Source organism: Granulicella sp. S190, assembly GCF_009766095.1.
Classification (GTDB): Bacteria; Acidobacteriota; Terriglobia; order Terriglobales; family Acidobacteriaceae; genus Edaphobacter.
This window is the reverse complement of record NZ_LMUD01000047.1, coordinates 83,172-98,230: the sequence shown is the minus strand read 5'-3', so window position 1 is coordinate 98,230 and position 15,059 is coordinate 83,172. Positions and strand designations below refer to the sequence as shown.

The following is a 15,059-nucleotide window of genomic DNA, read 5'->3' as shown; positions in this document are numbered from 1 at the left end:
CACTGCATCTTAGAGGGCCTATGGCTATTACGAAATCGCTGCTGAATACTCCTGCTGAGCACGAACCCAATACGCAGTTGACTATCGATGGCTTGCAGGTTGCTGGCCGTTCCGGGGAGCTGCTGATCGATCTGCTGAACCGGCGCACCGCAGCGAACGCGCAGAAGCCGGTGCCTCAGGTCTGCTATGTGAAGCAGATGGGGCCTATCGAGAGCTGCGACACCTGCATGGTGAAGGTGAACGGCGAGCTGGCGCGTGCGTGCTCGACCAGGGTGGCCGCAGGGATGATGGTGGAGACCGCCGGCGAGACAGTCGATATCGCACAGCGCGAGGCCTTCGACCGGATTCTGCAGAACCACATGCTGTACTGCACGGTGTGCGACAACAATAACCAGAACTGCACGGTCCATAACACGACGGCGGTGCTGGATGTGAAGCATCAGTCGCGTGAGTACAGGCCCAAGCCGTATGAGAAGGATATGTCGAACCCGTTCTACCGATACGATCCGGACCAGTGCATTCTGTGCGGGCGGTGCGTGGAGTCGTGCCAGAACGTGCAGGTGAACGAGACGCTTTCGATTAATTGGGAGAGCGACAATCCGCGGGTGTTGTGGGATGGCGGAATGCAGATTGAAGGCTCGAGCTGCGTCTCGTGCGGACACTGCGTCACGGTGTGCCCGTGCAATGCGCTGATGGAGAAGTCGATGCTGGGTGAGGCGGGCTACATGACGGACCTGCCTGCGGCGACGCTGAACAACATGATCGACGTGGTGAAGGGTGTGGAACCCCCGATTGGATATGGACCGATCCTTTCGCTCTCCGAGATGGAGAGCGAGATGCGCAACGAGCGCACCAAGCGTACCAAGACCGTGTGCACGTACTGCGCGGTGGGATGCAGCTTTGAGGTATGGACCAAGGAGCGTCACATCCTGAAGGTTGAGCCCTGGAGTGGCCCAGCGAATGGAATCTCGACCTGCATCAAGGGCAAGTTTGCATGGGGCCATATTAACTCGGACGACAGGTTGACCAAGCCGCTGCTGCGCGATGGCGAGACCTTCCGCGAGATCGAGTGGACGGAGGCGCTGGACATCATCGAGCACACCTTCAAGCGCATCAAGAACGAGCACGGGCCGGATGCGCTGGCGTTCATTGCCTCGTCGAAGTGCACGAATGAAGAGAGCTACGTGATGCAGAAGCTGGCGCGCGCTGTGGTTGGGACAAACAACATCGACAACTGCGCCCGATACTGCCAGAACCCGGCGACGATGGGGCTGCAGCGCACGGTGGGCTATGGCGGCGACTCCGGCTCGATCGCGGATATTGAGAAGGCAGGGCTGGTGTTCATCGTTGGAGCTAACCCTGCAGAGAACCATCCGGTGTTGTGTACGCGCATCAAGCGCTCGCACAAGCATCGTGGACAGCGCCTGATCGTCGCCGACATTCGCAAACATGAGATGGCGGAGCGCGCCGATATCTTCTTCCGGCCGAACCCTTCCACCGATTCGGTGTGGATGTGCGCGGTTTCGAAGTACATCATCGACAGCGGACTGGCAAAGATGGACTTCGTCAACCAGTGGGTGAATCACTTCGACGAGTTCAAGAAATCGCTTGAACCGTACACGTTGGAGTATGCGGAGAAAATTACGGGTGTACCAGCGGCTACGTTGGCCACGGTGGCGCATGAGATCGCGGCTGCTGACGGCACCTGCATCCTGTTTGCCATGGGCGTGACGCAGCACTGCGGCGGATCGGATACGGCCACCGCACTCTCGAACCTGCTGCTGGTAACGGGCAACTACATGCGGCCGGGCGCGGGAGCTTATCCTTTGCGTGGACATAATAATGTGCAGGGCGCCAGCGACTACGGCTCGATGCCGAATGTCTTCAGCGGATACCAGAAGGTGGACGACCCTGAGGTAAGGGCGAAGTTCGAGGCAGACTGGGGCGTGACGCTGCCCACCACGACGGGCAAAGACAATCACCAGATGATCGAGGCGATTTTGGCCGGGACGTTGAAGTCGCTTTACATCAAAGGCGAAGATACGATTACGTCGGACTCGAACGCGAACTTCGTCGGCAGCGCGCTCGAGAAGCTCGAGTTCCTGATCGTGCAGGACATCAACTTCTCCGAGACCTGCCGCTATGCCGACCTTGTGCTTCCGGCGGCGGCTTCGCTGGAGAAGGAAGGAACCTTCACCAGCACGGAGCGCCGCATTCAGCGTATCTATAAGGCGATGGAGCCGCTGGGTGAGGCGAAGGCGGATTGGGAGATCATTCAACTGATCGCCAACCGGCTGGGCGGCAACTGGAACTACACGCATCCGTCGGAGATCATGGACGAGATAGCGCGGCTGACTCCGCTGTTTGCGGGTGTTAGCTACACGCGCCTGGAGGGCTTCGACAGCCAGCAGTGGCCCGTGCATGCAGATGGCACCGACTCGCCGCTGCTGTTCACCGAGGGATTTCCCTTCCCCGATAACAAGGCGAGGTTCTTCCCGATCGAGTACATTCCGGGGTCGGAGGAGACGAGCTCGGTGTACGACCTGCACCTCAACAACGGACGCCTGCTGGAGCACTTCGAGCAGGGCAGCATGACCTTCCGGACGCCGGGCATTCGGGAGATTACGCCGAACAGCTGGCTCGAAGTATCGCCGGAGCTGGCTGCCGAGCGCGGCGTGACCACAGGCCGCTATGTGCAGGTGACCTCTCCACATGGCAAGGCGCGCGTGCAGGTGCTGGTGTCGGAGCGAGTGCAGGGCAAGCAGCTCTACATGACCTTGAACTCGGTGGAGGAGCCGGTGAACCGTCTGACTAGCAGCTTTACCGATCGCCAGACGCACACGCCGGCGTTCAAGGAGACGGCGGTGAGCATGACGGTGTTGCCGGAGCAGGGCGAGAATCCGCTGCCGCGCAGGAACTTCCGCTATGGCACGCGAACGCCGCAGCCTGGGCTTGAGATCGAGCGCAAGTGGGCACGCAAGGACTACCACCTGCCAGGAACAGCACCTGCCGACAAGCTGGTTCAGATCACCTCTATCACCGTCTAACGCATTCGATCTCTCAGGAGCTATTTATGGCCAAGCCTATCGCTTTCAAACCGATCACAGTCGACTTCAAGGCCGATCTTGTCCGCAAGCTGGAGAAGGCTCCTGAAGAGCATGCTGAGGCGCTGCTGCTCGCCTATGACGTGCTCGAAGAGGCGCACCGGAAGGGACTGCTGAGCCTGCTGCACGGAGCCATCGGCGCGAAGGACACGATCTTCAACACGCTCTCGAAGTACGCCGCGCAACCTGAGGGGATCGCTGCGATCCGCAATCTGCTGACTGCGGCGAAGGTCCTGACTGAGCTCGATCCTGAGCTGCTGGACCAGCTCTCGAAGGTGATGGGGCATGCGACCAAGGAACATCAGGCGGAGCAGAAACCTCCGAGCCTGTTTCAGCTTGCGAAACGCGCCACCAGCGAGGACAGCCGACGAGGGCTCTCGTTCATGACGCTGATTCTTTCGGGGCTGGGCCGGTCGCTGAAGAACTAGGCGGACGCCCGACTGCACCCGCGCAGGGCCGCAGCTATGGTCAAATAATGGTGTGACTCATACCTTCGATATTGGCAGTGCACCTCATCAGGTCCCGGTAGGCCGGGGCAAGCTATTTCTCATTGCAGGACCGTGTGTGATCGAGTCCGAGAGCCACGCTCGCATGCTGGCGGATGCGATTCAACGCATCACCTCGGACCTTGGCGTTCCCTACATCTTCAAGGCCAGCTACGACAAGGCGAATCGCACCTCAATCAAGAGCTTTCGCGGCCCTGGACTTGTGGAGGGTTGCCGCATTCTGCGCGCAATCGGCAAAAGCACCGGGCTTCCGGTGTTGACCGATGTCCATACGGCGGAGGATTGCAAAGCTGTGGCAGAAGCGGTGGATGTGCTGCAGATCCCTGCGTTTCTCTGCCGCCAGACGGATCTGCTGATCGCTGCAGCGGAGGCCACGAAGCAAACCGGCGGTGCGATCAACGTGAAGAAGGGCCAGTTCGTGGCGCCGTGGGATATGCGACACGCCGTCGAGAAGATTCGCGAGAGCGGCAACGAGCGCGTGTCGCTTACGGAGCGGGGAGCGAGCTTCGGATACAACAACCTGGTGGTGGATATGCGGTCGCTGCCGGTGATGCGTGGGTTCGCGCCGGTGGTCTTCGATGGCACGCACTCGGTGCAGACACCTTCTGCGGGCAATGGCGTTAGTGGTGGCCAGCCGGAGTTTATTCCTGTGTTGACGCGGGCGGCGGTGGCTGCCGGGGTCGACGGAGTGTTTCTTGAGGTGCACAACAACCCTGCTGAGGCGAAGTCCGATGGGGCGAATGCGCTTCATCTGGATAATCTGAAAGCAGTGTTGGAGCAGTTGCTCGCTGTGCATACTGCTGTCAGCTAATTACTAGAGGTTGTCCTGCCGGACAGTCCTGCTACGCGCGGGGCGGTCACTTTGTGACTCGTATATCGCTTCGCCATGGCTTCCTGTTGGTCCTGGGGATTCTTAGTGCGTGCCACGAAGTATCGTTAAAAAAAGCGGCCCCTCATTGAGGGGCCAATCTGCCTTGGTTCTCTCTGGTTAGGAGAGGTTTTTGCGAGTGCGCTCTAGGTCGCTATCTCGGCAAACTTGCGGACGGTGCGTAGAAGCTGCACCGTCCTGAAGGGGAGGGCTACTGATTCACCTCTTGTGGTGAGCTGACTCCCGCGTGGGAGGGTTGGGGCGAAGCTGAGTTCGACGCAGAGGAGGGACTCATCGTGGCCAGACTGTTGTGGAGCAGCGTGACGCGAACACCATTCACGACTGCCTGTTCACCATCCGCAGGCTTCTCGGTGTTCTTGCCGAGACCAGTCTTGTAGATGCGATAGACGGGAACCTGATGCTCAGTGACGAGGTAGCGAACAACTGAATCAGCCATCGCCTGCGAGGTCTGTACGCCAGACCGGCTGTACCCCTGCACTTCGATGATGTAGCCCTTCTCGTTTGCCAGGGTGGTAGCGAGGTTGTCGAGATCGGACTTGCCGGTCGGCCCGAGAGCCGTGCGGCCTGAGGCAAACTTTACCGAAGTGGAGGAGACCGTCTGATACTGGTCCAGATTGCCAACGGTGTTACCAAGCGCATCGGTGCGGCTGCTGGCGTTACCCGCCAAGGTATTTGCTGCGTTCGCGCGATTTGCAGCATCCTGCGCATGCTGGTCGGCAGTGTTAGCCGAGTTCAGGGCGTTCTTGATACCTGCCTGCGAACGGGAGTCTACATCTTTGATATCGTTTGCGTTCTTGGACTGGAGCTGATCGAGTTCGTTGACCTGACCCTTGATTGGAGCAGTCTGGCGATTTACCCACTTCTTGCGGGCAAACGGATTCATGTGGCCCCAGAAGCCTTCCTTCGACTGATCGGTCAAGGGCTTTCCGGTGGCGTAGGTGCCTTTATCGTCGGGATTCATAGCACCCGAGTTCGAGCTGGATGCTGCGGGGTCTGTTGCCGGCGTCGCGGGGGTGCTGGTCTGAGCAAAAGCTGAGATACCCAATACACTACCTAACAGTAAAGCTGGGAGGCCGAAAGTGGTTCCGGATTTCATCATTTGGTTACTCTCCTGTCTTGACGATGCGCCTGTGTTCCAGACGTCAACATGCACTTGCTTAGAGCAGGTAGTGTGCCAAACTATTGAAACGCATTAGGTAATTGATAAGATTGGGCTTATCGAAATTGGCCGATGATGCCAAGGCGGGAGATTCCCTCCTACTCCCGCAAAATCTTCCGATGGCCAAGTAAGTATTACGTGGTCCGGCCACCCGCCAGCCTTACTTCGTGTCTACGCTAATGATGTGAATCTCGGGCATTTGGGTATTCCAGTTGGTTGGAATCGTCTCGAAGATAAGGCGAAAGTCTCGCTCATCTCCTGGTTTTAGCGAAGCAGCGCTGACCGGCTGAGTATCGATGTAAGGTTCACGGGTCCGGATCAGCGAAAGCGGCAACGTCTCTATCTGAGGCGGCATGGCTTCGTCGTTACGAAAGAGGACCTGAACGGTGATACCGGTGACGATCTGTCCGCCGGTATTTTGAAGATGGCCATCGATAAAGGTCGACTTCCCGCCCGAGAGGCTGGTCGACTCGCTCATGGCGAGCTGCGAAAGGTGAAGATCGGCAGCATATGCGGCCAGAGGCTGGATCGTATTAGGCGAGGCCTGCCCCTTGTGCCGCGTCGCAAAGATCAGGCCGAGAACTACAACCAGAACCACTAATCCGGCGACGCCCCACGCTGCGACCGGCACGCCACCTCCCTCCGGGGGTTTGCTCGCGAACATCGCGGGCTGACTGCTGCCATCGCCAGCCTCCGGGATAGGGGTGACCTGAGAGGAACCATTGAGATCAACAGGAGATTCGAGGGGATGCCGCGCTTCGCTCATAAGCGGAGATTTTATACCGCGGGCTACGCCTCGCACTGAACTGCTGCTTTGTCACCTTGATCTCGAAGCGACCAAAAAGGAACCTCGCCGGGATCGACTTCAAACCTTCGACAGATTTTCATCAAAACTGCAGAACTTCCTGGTGCATTATCGCGTTAAGAAACATCTATAGGGTATCGGTCGAACGTGTTTGTAGTACCGACCGTATCGCTCGATGGCTTGTAGGTGGACGGCACTCAAAAACAGAGCGAGGAAAGACTCATCATGGCTGAGCAAATCGATCTTTCGCCGCAACTCCACTACTCGTCACTCGACGCGCAGAATGAACTTCCGCATGCGGAGGGCGCTGCGATTCCCCTCGCCGCTGACAGGCTCTACCAGTTTGCTGCGCTGACCGCTGGACTGTTTCTGCTCTTTACCCTGCTCTAGAATCCGCGGGCTAACGGCTCGTTTGGGTGCTTCTGCTCGCCAGCGTTTGTATGAATTATCTGGCTCTGAATCTAGGCGAAGCTGGCGCGTTTTACCTTCTGGCGAAAGTCTTCACCTTGCATCTCCACCACCACGCACATCTCCTGCAACCGCGAACGCATGCGTTCGCCGATCCTGTCGCCGAGGGTTTCTTCGCGCATCACGTTGCGTCCGTTGCCTTCTGTTCCCAACGGGCCGGCGTTGGCATAGTTGGTGGTGATAATGGTGGTTCGGCGATCGTTGTAGCGGGTGTTGAGGATATGCGCGACGGTATCCCAGACCCAGTCCGTGGGCTTCGATGCGCCAAGCTCGTCCAGCACCAGCACCTCGGCGTCGAAGACCGGTGCCAGGATCTCGAGTTCGGTCGCTGCGACCTTGCTGTTGTAGCTGTTTTGAACCTGTTTCAGAAGGTCGCGGTAGTCGAAGAACAGGCCCGTGGCCCCGCGCTCGGCCACAAGGGCCTGCAGGATACCCACTGCGAGATGCGTCTTGCCCACGCCGATCGAGCCATTGATCAGCAGACCCCGCCCACCGGTCTCCAGCGGGTAGCCGTCGATGAACTTCCTGGCCGTAAGTCGCGCCAAGACCTGGCTCTTATGGGAGTAGGGGAGGTCAGTGTCGTAGTTTTCAATGGTGCAGTGCTCGTAGCGTTTGGGGATGTGGGCGCGGCCGAGCAATCGCTCTGCCCGCTTCTGAACCCGGCAGACGCAGTCTTTGGCGAACTGCCGACCGTTCTCCTGCAGGATTCGGACGCCTGCTCCACCGCATATCGTGCAAACTTCAGTCATGGCCGTTCTTTCAGTATGGCAGCATCTGAATCCAATTGCCCCCTGTGCGAATCTGAGTTAAACTGAGGAAACTGCTTGAGCGCTCTGAAAAGGCGCAAGCGGCGGCGCGACAGGCCCTTCGATGTGACGTGAACTCTTCCGTTGCAAGCGATCCGCGAGCCGGCAGGCAAATACAAGATTCAGTCAAAAGGATAGTTACCATGCCAAAAGAAGGTATTCACCCGAAGTACGAGAACATCCACGTCAAGTGCGCCTGCGGAACCACGTTTGAGACCCGCTCCACGCATAAGGGCGACATCGTTGTCGAAATCTGCTCCGCCTGCCACCCGTTCTTCACCGGCAAGCAGAAGCTGATCGACACCGCAGGCCGCGTCGAGCGCTTCCGCCGCAAGTTCGCCAAGTCGGACGCCGGCAAGGCCGAGACGGCCGCAAAGTAAGCGGACGCCTAAACCATCTCAGGGGCCTCCGCACACGCGGGGGCCTTTGTTTTGTCTAAACTGGTCAAGAAAGACGAAGCACAAGAAGTAAGAGTTCGGTTGCCATGAAGAAGCGTTACACCCTCGAGCAGAAGCGTTGGGACGACCCGGCGGAGCACACGATGCCGGAGCACTCCCGCGTGCCTGCCAGCTTCACCATCGGCAACGTGAAGATCGCTCCTGCAACAGTGTTGGCTCCGATGGCCGGAGTGACCGATACGGTCTTCCGCCGCTTTATCAAGAACGCCAGCCAGTTCACGACTCCCGCCGACGGCGTTTCGGATTCTTCTGCAAGCGTAGACGGGGTAGACAGCATCACGTCGAATCAGCAGTCGGGCTGCGGCCTCATCATGACGGAGTTCACCTCCGCCGACGGCCTCTCCCGCATGCGCGAGACCAAGCGCAAGCGCTACCTGACCTACTACGACGATGAGCACCCGATCTCCGCGCAGCTCTTCGGGTCGAACCCTGCGACGCTTGCCGAGTCGGCACGCATCGTGCAGGACGCCGGCTTCGACCTCGTCGATCTAAACCTCGGCTGCCCGGCGAAGCGCGTCGTCGCCTGCAACGGAGGCTCCGGCCTGCTGCGCGATCTGCCGCTGATCGAGACCATCTTCAAGACTGTTCGCGCCGCCGTTACGATTCCCTTTACCGTGAAGTTCCGCATGGGCTGGAACGACAAGCACATCGTCTGCGTCGAGCTTGCAAAGATGGCGGAAGACTGCGGTCTGAACGCCGTCGCTCTGCATGCGCGCACCCGCGAGGATGGCTACACCGGGCAGGCGCGATGGGAGTACATCGCGGCGGTCAAAGACGCGGTGAAGATTCCCGTGATTGGCAACGGCGACATTCGGACCCCAGAGGACGCCGCCGCCATGGTCGACAGGACCGGCTGCGACGCCGTGATGATCGGCCGCACTGCGCCCTCGAACCCGTGGATCTTCCGCCAGATCGCGCAGTACACCGCGACCAAAGAGGCCACCGGCATCGGCACCTACGACCACCCCACCGACCAGGATCGTTACCGCATGATCCGTACTTACTTCCAGATGCTGGTCGATGAGATCGCCATTGAAGAGCGCGCTGAAGCGGCGCGCGCGGAGGCCATCACCGCCTCGGGCCAGGTGGCACGCGAGCAGCGCCATCGCGACTGCGTCGGCAAGATGAAGCAGTTTGCGAGTTGGTTTACGCACGGTGTCCCCGGCGGCGGAGCGCTGCGCAAGCAGATCTTCGAGTCGAAGAACGGCGATGCAGTTCTGGGCGCAATTGAGAACTTCTTCGCCAACCGCGTAGACGATCTCCCGGCCCACCCCGAGATGGTCGCGCAGGACGAGCAGCTTCTTACCGCAGCCGCCGCCTACTGCGACTAGTCACGAAGACTGTTCCCTGCTTCGCTTCCGCCAGACGGCCTTCACCTTGGCGCGCCATCGCTCGTCCAAAGCGATGAGACTCCACTCAACTCGCGGTGAGAGATAGCGCAGGACGACCTCTGTCGCGGGATGAACCCGCAGCGCAGGAGCCACAAGATACAGACGCGGAGATTCTGTCGATAACCGCAGGCCGCCGAAGTATCCATGCCGCTGAAACTCCCCCAGGCCGGTCATGTGATCCGGATTCTGCAGATGATGCCAGCGCACGCGCACCCAGTAATCAAGCCCCTGCAGCGCGAGGTGCAGATCCTCGTCCGCCTTCAGCTCAATGACTGCCAGCCGCCCGTCGTTCGTGACGCCGAGCAGGTCGAGCATGCCGCGATCCGCAGCGGCGAACGCAGGCACCTGCGTGTAAACATGCTTCGGATCGAGATGCGCATCGAGCGGCACGACATCTCTTCGCAGGACGCTTTCGAGCCACCGCTCCGGCTGCATGCGATAGAGCGGATCGCGCTTGTCGCCACCGGCAACGCGCCGCGCAAACAGCCGTGCCACCAGCTCTCGCAGCTCGGCCTCATTCTCTTCTGTCAGCGGAGTCTCGTTGGCGCCAGCACCAAAGGTGATCTCCTGCGCGCTGTTGAAGGAGTTCTCTGAATAGCCCATGGGTACCCGCGCAAACTCGAGGCCGTGAAGAAGAAACACCAGCTCGGTGCCGCTGCGAAGCCGCTGCTCCACCACCTCGCGCATCGCCTCCGGCACCAGGGCCATCACGCGCAACCTCGACTCCGCAAAGCGCTCCTGCGCGGCCTGCTCATTCGGCGCATGCATCAGGCGAGTGGTCAGGTTGCCGTGATCTGCGGCGTCGCGCTGTGTCAACTCTTCGCTCTTTTGATCCAGCTCCCACAGCTCCCACTGCGCGACGTTCGCGTTCAACCAGGCCATGCGCGACAGCGTCAGCATCGCCATCCCACGCGGGACGATCAGCTTGAGCCCCTGGTACAGCCTGCGCCCATCACCCGACTCGCGGCAGTGCTGCAGCCACAGAATTCCCAGCGTCAGAATCCCATCGACGGTAGCCTGGGTCTCTTCTTCGTTGACCGCAATCACGGCCCACGCTTTCTGCCCGTGCACCAGCGATCCGCGCGCATACGCCGGGCCAAAGCTCTTCTCGAGATCCATCGCCGTGCGAAACGCATCGGTCTTGAAATCGGGAAAGCTGCGCAGCAGAACGCGGTCGAGCACGCGCAGATACTTCACTCGCGTCGCCTCGCGTGTCGACGGGGTGCGGCGATCGCGATCGGTTACAAGTTCAAGCGTGTGGGGCTTCGTCTGTCCGAAGCGATGCGTGCTCAGCCGGAGCACACCGTTGCGCAGCGTCGTGCCGCTTACCCGCCGGACGAGATTGCGGTCCTCACCCCACAGATGAAGCGTGCAGCGGCCATGCTCGGTCGCGAGCTTGTACTTTGCCTCGCGCATATCGAAGAGGACCTTGCCCTCTTCGAGCACCACGGCGCGGGGAGACTCAGCTAAGAAGGATTCGAGTGCAGCGGAGATCTGTTCGACCGTCTGCACTGGCTCCGCGGAAGAGACTCTTGGCGGCATATAGCCGAACGTTAGCACACTTGGAACGACAAGAATTCGTCGCAGCGGTGAAGCAGTTTATAGGGGTAGTTTGAAGTGAAAGCTGGAGATGCGCAGCCCATGGCGGAAGTAAAAAGCATGCGCCTCGTCCCGATGCGTCCCCGAGTCAAGCGAGAAGGTCGTGCATCCTGCCTCCTTCGCCAGCGCGATCAGCCACGTAAGCATCGACTCCCCGTGTCCCTTCGAGCGTGCATCCTCAGCGGTGACCAGGTCATCCACATAGAGCGTCTTGCCGCTCCACAGAAGATTTTGCATGCGGAAGCCAGCGACCGACACGATCGCACCATCAGACTCGAGGAAGGCGAGCTGATAGCCCTCGGACTGCTGCGTCTGGACTCGGCTCACAAACTCCTCCGCAACCAGCGCGGGACGAAGCTGATGCATCACCGGAAAGCAGCGGTCGATCTCGCTGGGCATCGTTGCAACTTTGATCGTCGGCGTAGGAGGCAGAGGCTACCAGCCTTCCTGCGCGCGCAGGTGCGTGATGTGAGCCACATGATGCCGCGAGTGCCAGGCGTAGATCAGCGTCGCCATCTCCACCGTCACCCGGCCGTCCGCAGGATGGTCATATCCGCGCTGCCACTGCTGCTCGTCGAGAGACTGCAGCAACATCACCCAGCGGGCATGAAGGCTTTCCACCAACTCGAGCGACCACTCCACCGGCGCCGCCATGTCATGCAGCTTTGCCCAGGCGGCCTCGTCGTAGGCTTTTACCTTCGGCCAGTCCTCGGTCAACGCAAGCTTCACCCGCACGGTGGCATTCATGTGGCTGTCCGCGACATGATGCACTACCTGCCGCAGCGTCCACCCGCCCTCGCGATAAGGTGTACTCAGCTCAGCCGAACTCAATCCATCGACTGCGTTGCGCAGCTGCTCGGGCAGCTCCGCAAGTGTGGCAATCGCTCCGGTGCGGTCGTCGAGAGTGATGACGGAAGGCACCTCAAAGTCGCCAATGGGATATCTGGGATCAACACTTGTGAGCGTCATGGCCACGCCTCCTTGCTCTAATAAGCAACTTAGCACACGGGATTGTATAACCTACCATGAAGATTCTGTTGGTCCTTCGAAGCCCCTCTATGCGAATTTCCCTCTCCGGCCTCTCCACGCTTCTTCTTCTGACCATCGCTGTCTCCGCGCAACAGCGTCTCATAGCGTCTCCGAATCAGTTCGCTGGCTCCTCCGGGGTAAGCGGCAGCTCTATCGGCTTCGACAGCAATGACTACCCGGGCGACGATGTGCTGCCCGTGCTGCGACGACACTTCGCTTTCGTAGGATATTGGCTCAACAACCCACCCGGCGAGAGTCATAACAGCTGGTTGGGCAAGCGCGAGACTCTGCGGCAGAACGGCTTCGGCTTCCTGACGCTGGCAAACGGGCGGCTCGAGTCGGAGATCAAGAAGGCAAAGCGCTCCGGCACCTCACCGGCAGCATTGGGAGCCAAGGATGCCGCCGCTGCCGTAGCCGCCGCGCAGCGCGAACACTTCCCGGACCGCACCATTCTCTTTCTCGATCAGGAGGAGGGTGGCCGCCTTACTTCCGACCAATCCGCCTATCTGCTCGCATGGACCGAAGGCGTCGCCCACTCGGGTTATCTTCCCGGGGTCTACGGTAGCGGCCAACCTGTGGGCGATGGACCAGGCAAGACCATCACCACCGTGCAGGACATTCGCGAACAGGTCGCCGCGCAGCATCTGCATGCGATCGCCATGTGGGTCTATCAGGACGCATGTCCGCCCGCCAATGGATGCAGCCTGCAGCCTCCGCCGCTGGGCAATAGCGGAACTCCCGACATCACAGTGTGGCAGTACGCGCAGTCGCCACGGCGCAAGGAGATTACCGCAGCCTGCGGCAAAACCTACGCTGCAGACAATAACTGCTATGCTCCCGACCTGCCGAAGCTACCCCTGGATCTCAACGTAGCCGGTTCCCCGGATCCGTCGCACGGGCGCTGAAGTGGAGTTGTTTTGTGGGCAAAAAAGTGGTCGAAGGGCATATTCCACCTGCCCCTCCGCAAGAGTGTTATTTGCCGCGGCTCCCTTCGAAGCCTAGAATCAATCTAGATGACCATACCCGCACCCGACCACAAACGCTACTTCATCGAAAAACTTGGTCTGTCCGAACGCTTGATGGAACGCTGTCTGGGGGAAGCCCTTTCTGCGGGAGGCGACTATGCAGACCTTTATTTTGAGTCAGTTACCTCCACTTCGCTAGGCATCGACGAGTCCCTGGTCAAGTCTGCAAGCCAGGGAATCAGCGTCGGCTGTGGCATCCGCGTGGTCTCCGGCGAGCGCACCGGCTACGCCTATACCGACGATCTTTCGAGCGATCGCCTGCTCCGCGCAGCCCGAACCGCAGCCTTGATCGCCAGCGGCCCGGCCAAAGAGCTGATGAGCGGCTTCCGCCACACCGAGACGCCTTCGCTCTATCCCGTAGCCGGAGCCACCAGCGACGCTGAGATCGCCGCCAAGCTCGCCCTCATTCAACGCGCCGACAAAGCAGCGCGCGCCTACGACTCTCGCATCACTCAGGTCCGCGCAGGCTTCAACGATGAGCTGCGCCGCATTCTTGTCGCAGCCTCCGACGGCACCTTCGCTTCGGACACTCAACCTCTCGCCCGCCTGAACGTCTTCGTCATCGCGCAGGACGGCAGCGCGAACGGAGGCTCCGGAGGCACGGCTCGCGGTACCAGCGGCGGCGGTGGCCGCGTCACGATGGACTTCTTCGAAGGCGACAAATCGCCTGAGCACTACGCTCGCGAGGCCGCCCGTACCGCGATCCTGCAACTCGGAGCCATCGAAGCGCCCGCAGGCGAGATGCCCGTCGTACTCGGCCCAGGCTGGCCGGGCGTTCTGCTGCACGAAGCTGTTGGCCACGGACTCGAAGCCGACTTCAATCGCAAGAAGACCTCAGCCTTCGCCGGACTCATCGGCCAGCAGGTCGCGAGTCCCAAGGTCACCGTCGTAGATAACGGGCTGATGCCCGGTCGCCGCGGCTCCATCAACATGGATGACGAGGGCAATGCGACCCAGGAAACCGTGTTGATCGAAAACGGTGTCCTCAAAGGCTTCCTCTCCGACAAGCTCAACTCCCGCCTGATGGGCATGCCCAACACGGGCAGCGGACGCCGCGAGAGCTACCACCACATCCCCATGCCGCGCATGACCAACACCTACATGCTCAACGGCGAGGACATGCCCGAAGACATCATCAAGAGTGTTAAGCGCGGCCTCTACGCTGTCAACTTCGGCGGCGGACAGGTCGACATCACCAATGGCAAGTTCGTCTTCTCGGCCAGCGAAGCTTACCTCATTGAAGACGGCAAGGTGACGCGGCCGGTGAAGGGTGCAACGCTGATCGGCAATGGTCCTGAAGCATTGAAGTATGTGTCGATGGTTGGTAACGACCTGGCGCTCGACGAAGGCATCGGCACCTGCGGCAAGGCTGGGCAGAGCGTGCCCGTCGGCGTAGGCATGCCCACAGTAAAGCTCGACCGCATGACGGTCGGGGGAACGGGACAATAATGGCGGCCGAACGCGAAAAGATCTACGAGTGCGAAGTAAAACGCCGTCGCGTGAGAGCCGGCGGAGGCTACGAGCCGTTCTGGAAGGTCAAGCCCGTCGCCGACGCACTCGTCGATAGCGATACCGAGTTTCGCTGCAAAGACTGCTTCGGCGAAGTCAAGCTGCTGGGCCGCAACGGCAAAGCCGGCACCGTGCCTTACGTGGAACACAAGTCCCCGGCCGACTCCGAGTACTGCGCCAACGGAATCCTCTTCAAGAAGGCAACCGACGGACGCGAGCCCAAGCCCTCAGCACACCCCGTAGAGTAACGATCTGCCTCTCTGCAACACTCTTATTTCTCTGTGCGCACGACACCTGAAAGTACGATCCAA

Annotated in this window: 15 protein-coding genes; 9 read left to right on the top strand and 6 right to left on the bottom strand. The window is 60.1% G+C overall.

The genetic code is table 11. The features are described 5' to 3' along the window. Positions 1-20: 20 nt before the first annotated feature. Genes fdhF through kdsA form a run of 3 tightly spaced genes read left to right on the top strand, consistent with a single transcriptional unit; the run spans position 21 to position 4,421 of the window. Complete coding sequence (gene fdhF / locus GSQ94_RS20115; protein WP_158945738.1) at positions 21-3,047, top strand: formate dehydrogenase subunit alpha; 3,027 nt, start codon at positions 21-23, stop codon at positions 3,045-3,047. Positions 3,048-3,073: 26 nt separating this feature from the next. After that, positions 3,074-3,532, top strand: a complete 459-nt coding sequence (locus GSQ94_RS20110; RefSeq protein WP_158945736.1) for a DUF1641 domain-containing protein — start codon at positions 3,074-3,076, stop codon at positions 3,530-3,532. A 52-nt stretch (positions 3,533-3,584) separates the two neighbouring features. Next, entirely contained in the window at positions 3,585-4,421 is an 837-nt protein-coding gene (gene kdsA / locus GSQ94_RS20105) for a 3-deoxy-8-phosphooctulonate synthase (RefSeq protein ID WP_158945734.1), read from the top strand. Between the two features lie 268 nt (positions 4,422-4,689). On the opposite strand, the gene GSQ94_RS20100 is transcribed toward kdsA, so the two are convergent. Both GSQ94_RS20100 and GSQ94_RS20095 read right to left on the bottom strand, forming a co-directional pair. Further along, positions 4,690-5,598 carry an OmpA family protein gene (locus GSQ94_RS20100; protein ID WP_158945732.1) on the bottom strand — a complete coding sequence of 303 codons (909 nt, stop codon included), beginning with the start codon at positions 5,596-5,598 and terminating at the stop codon, positions 4,690-4,692. Between the two features lie 220 nt (positions 5,599-5,818). Next, positions 5,819-6,424 (bottom strand): DUF2393 family protein, encoded by a 606-nt coding sequence (locus tag GSQ94_RS20095; RefSeq protein ID WP_158945730.1) that lies wholly within the window; start codon positions 6,422-6,424, stop codon positions 5,819-5,821. 264 nt (positions 6,425-6,688) lie between these two features. Here GSQ94_RS20095 and GSQ94_RS20090 point away from each other — a divergent pair, with 264 nt between their 5' ends. Next, on the top strand, positions 6,689-6,853 hold the full coding sequence (locus GSQ94_RS20090; protein WP_158945727.1) for a hypothetical protein: 165 nt from the start codon (positions 6,689-6,691) through the stop codon (positions 6,851-6,853). A gap of 71 nt (positions 6,854-6,924) precedes the next feature. Here the strand turns inward: GSQ94_RS20090 and GSQ94_RS20085 are convergent, their stop codons facing one another. Beyond that, the gene (locus GSQ94_RS20085) at positions 6,925-7,680 is read right to left on the bottom strand and encodes an ATP-binding protein (RefSeq protein WP_158945725.1); all 756 of its coding nucleotides are present in this window, start codon (positions 7,678-7,680) and stop codon (positions 6,925-6,927) included. Positions 7,681-7,880: 200 nt separating this feature from the next. On the opposite strand from GSQ94_RS20085, the gene rpmE reads away from it, so the two are divergent. After that, complete coding sequence (gene rpmE, locus GSQ94_RS20080; RefSeq protein ID WP_158945723.1) at positions 7,881-8,117, top strand: 50S ribosomal protein L31; 237 nt, start codon at positions 7,881-7,883, stop codon at positions 8,115-8,117. A 104-nt stretch (positions 8,118-8,221) separates the two neighbouring features. Continuing rightward, positions 8,222-9,526 carry a tRNA-dihydrouridine synthase gene (locus GSQ94_RS20075; RefSeq protein WP_158945721.1) on the top strand — a complete coding sequence of 435 codons (1,305 nt, stop codon included), beginning with the start codon at positions 8,222-8,224 and terminating at the stop codon, positions 9,524-9,526. Here the strand turns inward: GSQ94_RS20075 and GSQ94_RS20070 are convergent, their stop codons facing one another. The 3 genes from GSQ94_RS20070 to GSQ94_RS20060 form a co-directional block, all read right to left on the bottom strand. Then, positions 9,527-11,098 carry a hypothetical protein gene (locus tag GSQ94_RS20070; protein WP_371417581.1) on the bottom strand — a complete coding sequence of 524 codons (1,572 nt, stop codon included), beginning with the start codon at positions 11,096-11,098 and terminating at the stop codon, positions 9,527-9,529. An 87-nt stretch (positions 11,099-11,185) separates the two neighbouring features. Next, on the bottom strand, positions 11,186-11,584 hold the full coding sequence (locus GSQ94_RS20065; protein WP_158945717.1) for a GNAT family N-acetyltransferase: 399 nt from the start codon (positions 11,582-11,584) through the stop codon (positions 11,186-11,188). Between the two features lie 36 nt (positions 11,585-11,620). Then, positions 11,621-12,154, bottom strand: a complete 534-nt coding sequence (locus GSQ94_RS20060) for a YfiT family bacillithiol transferase (RefSeq protein WP_158945715.1) — start codon at positions 12,152-12,154, stop codon at positions 11,621-11,623. Between the two features lie 89 nt (positions 12,155-12,243). Between GSQ94_RS20060 and GSQ94_RS20055 the strand changes: the two genes are divergently transcribed. From GSQ94_RS20055 to GSQ94_RS20045, 3 genes are all read left to right on the top strand, one after another. Next, entirely contained in the window at positions 12,244-13,119 is an 876-nt protein-coding gene (locus GSQ94_RS20055; RefSeq protein ID WP_158945713.1) for a glycoside hydrolase domain-containing protein, read from the top strand. Between the two features lie 108 nt (positions 13,120-13,227). Next, complete coding sequence (gene tldD, locus GSQ94_RS20050) at positions 13,228-14,688, top strand: metalloprotease TldD (RefSeq protein ID WP_158945711.1); 1,461 nt, start codon at positions 13,228-13,230, stop codon at positions 14,686-14,688. Then, the gene (locus GSQ94_RS20045) at positions 14,688-14,996 is read left to right on the top strand and encodes a hypothetical protein (RefSeq protein ID WP_158945709.1); all 309 of its coding nucleotides are present in this window, start codon (positions 14,688-14,690) and stop codon (positions 14,994-14,996) included. The genes tldD and GSQ94_RS20045 overlap by 1 nt, the downstream gene beginning before the upstream one ends. The last annotated feature ends 63 nt before the right edge of the window (positions 14,997-15,059 follow it).

Excerpts from the sequence above, each read along its gene's own strand:
- fdhF (WP_158945738.1), top strand. The coding sequence starts at position 21 with ATGGCTATTACGAAATCGCTGCTGAATACTCCTGCTGAGCACGAACCC.
- GSQ94_RS20110 (WP_158945736.1), top strand. The coding sequence starts at position 3,074 with ATGGCCAAGCCTATCGCTTTCAAACCGATCACAGTCGACTTCAAGGCC.
- GSQ94_RS20100 (WP_158945732.1), bottom strand. The coding sequence starts at position 5,598 with ATGATGAAATCCGGAACCACTTTCGGCCTCCCAGCTTTACTGTTAGGT.
- GSQ94_RS20095 (WP_158945730.1), bottom strand. The coding sequence starts at position 6,424 with ATGAGCGAAGCGCGGCATCCCCTCGAATCTCCTGTTGATCTCAATGGT.
- GSQ94_RS20090 (WP_158945727.1), top strand. The coding sequence starts at position 6,689 with ATGGCTGAGCAAATCGATCTTTCGCCGCAACTCCACTACTCGTCACTC.
- GSQ94_RS20085 (WP_158945725.1), bottom strand. The coding sequence starts at position 7,680 with ATGACTGAAGTTTGCACGATATGCGGTGGAGCAGGCGTCCGAATCCTG.
- rpmE (WP_158945723.1), top strand. The coding sequence starts at position 7,881 with ATGCCAAAAGAAGGTATTCACCCGAAGTACGAGAACATCCACGTCAAG.
- GSQ94_RS20075 (WP_158945721.1), top strand. The coding sequence starts at position 8,222 with ATGAAGAAGCGTTACACCCTCGAGCAGAAGCGTTGGGACGACCCGGCG.
- GSQ94_RS20065 (WP_158945717.1), bottom strand. The coding sequence starts at position 11,584 with ATGCCCAGCGAGATCGACCGCTGCTTTCCGGTGATGCATCAGCTTCGT.
- GSQ94_RS20060 (WP_158945715.1), bottom strand. The coding sequence starts at position 12,154 with ATGACGCTCACAAGTGTTGATCCCAGATATCCCATTGGCGACTTTGAG.
- GSQ94_RS20055 (WP_158945713.1), top strand. The coding sequence starts at position 12,244 with ATGCGAATTTCCCTCTCCGGCCTCTCCACGCTTCTTCTTCTGACCATC.
- tldD (WP_158945711.1), top strand. The coding sequence starts at position 13,228 with ATGACCATACCCGCACCCGACCACAAACGCTACTTCATCGAAAAACTT.
- GSQ94_RS20045 (WP_158945709.1), top strand. The coding sequence starts at position 14,688 with ATGGCGGCCGAACGCGAAAAGATCTACGAGTGCGAAGTAAAACGCCGT.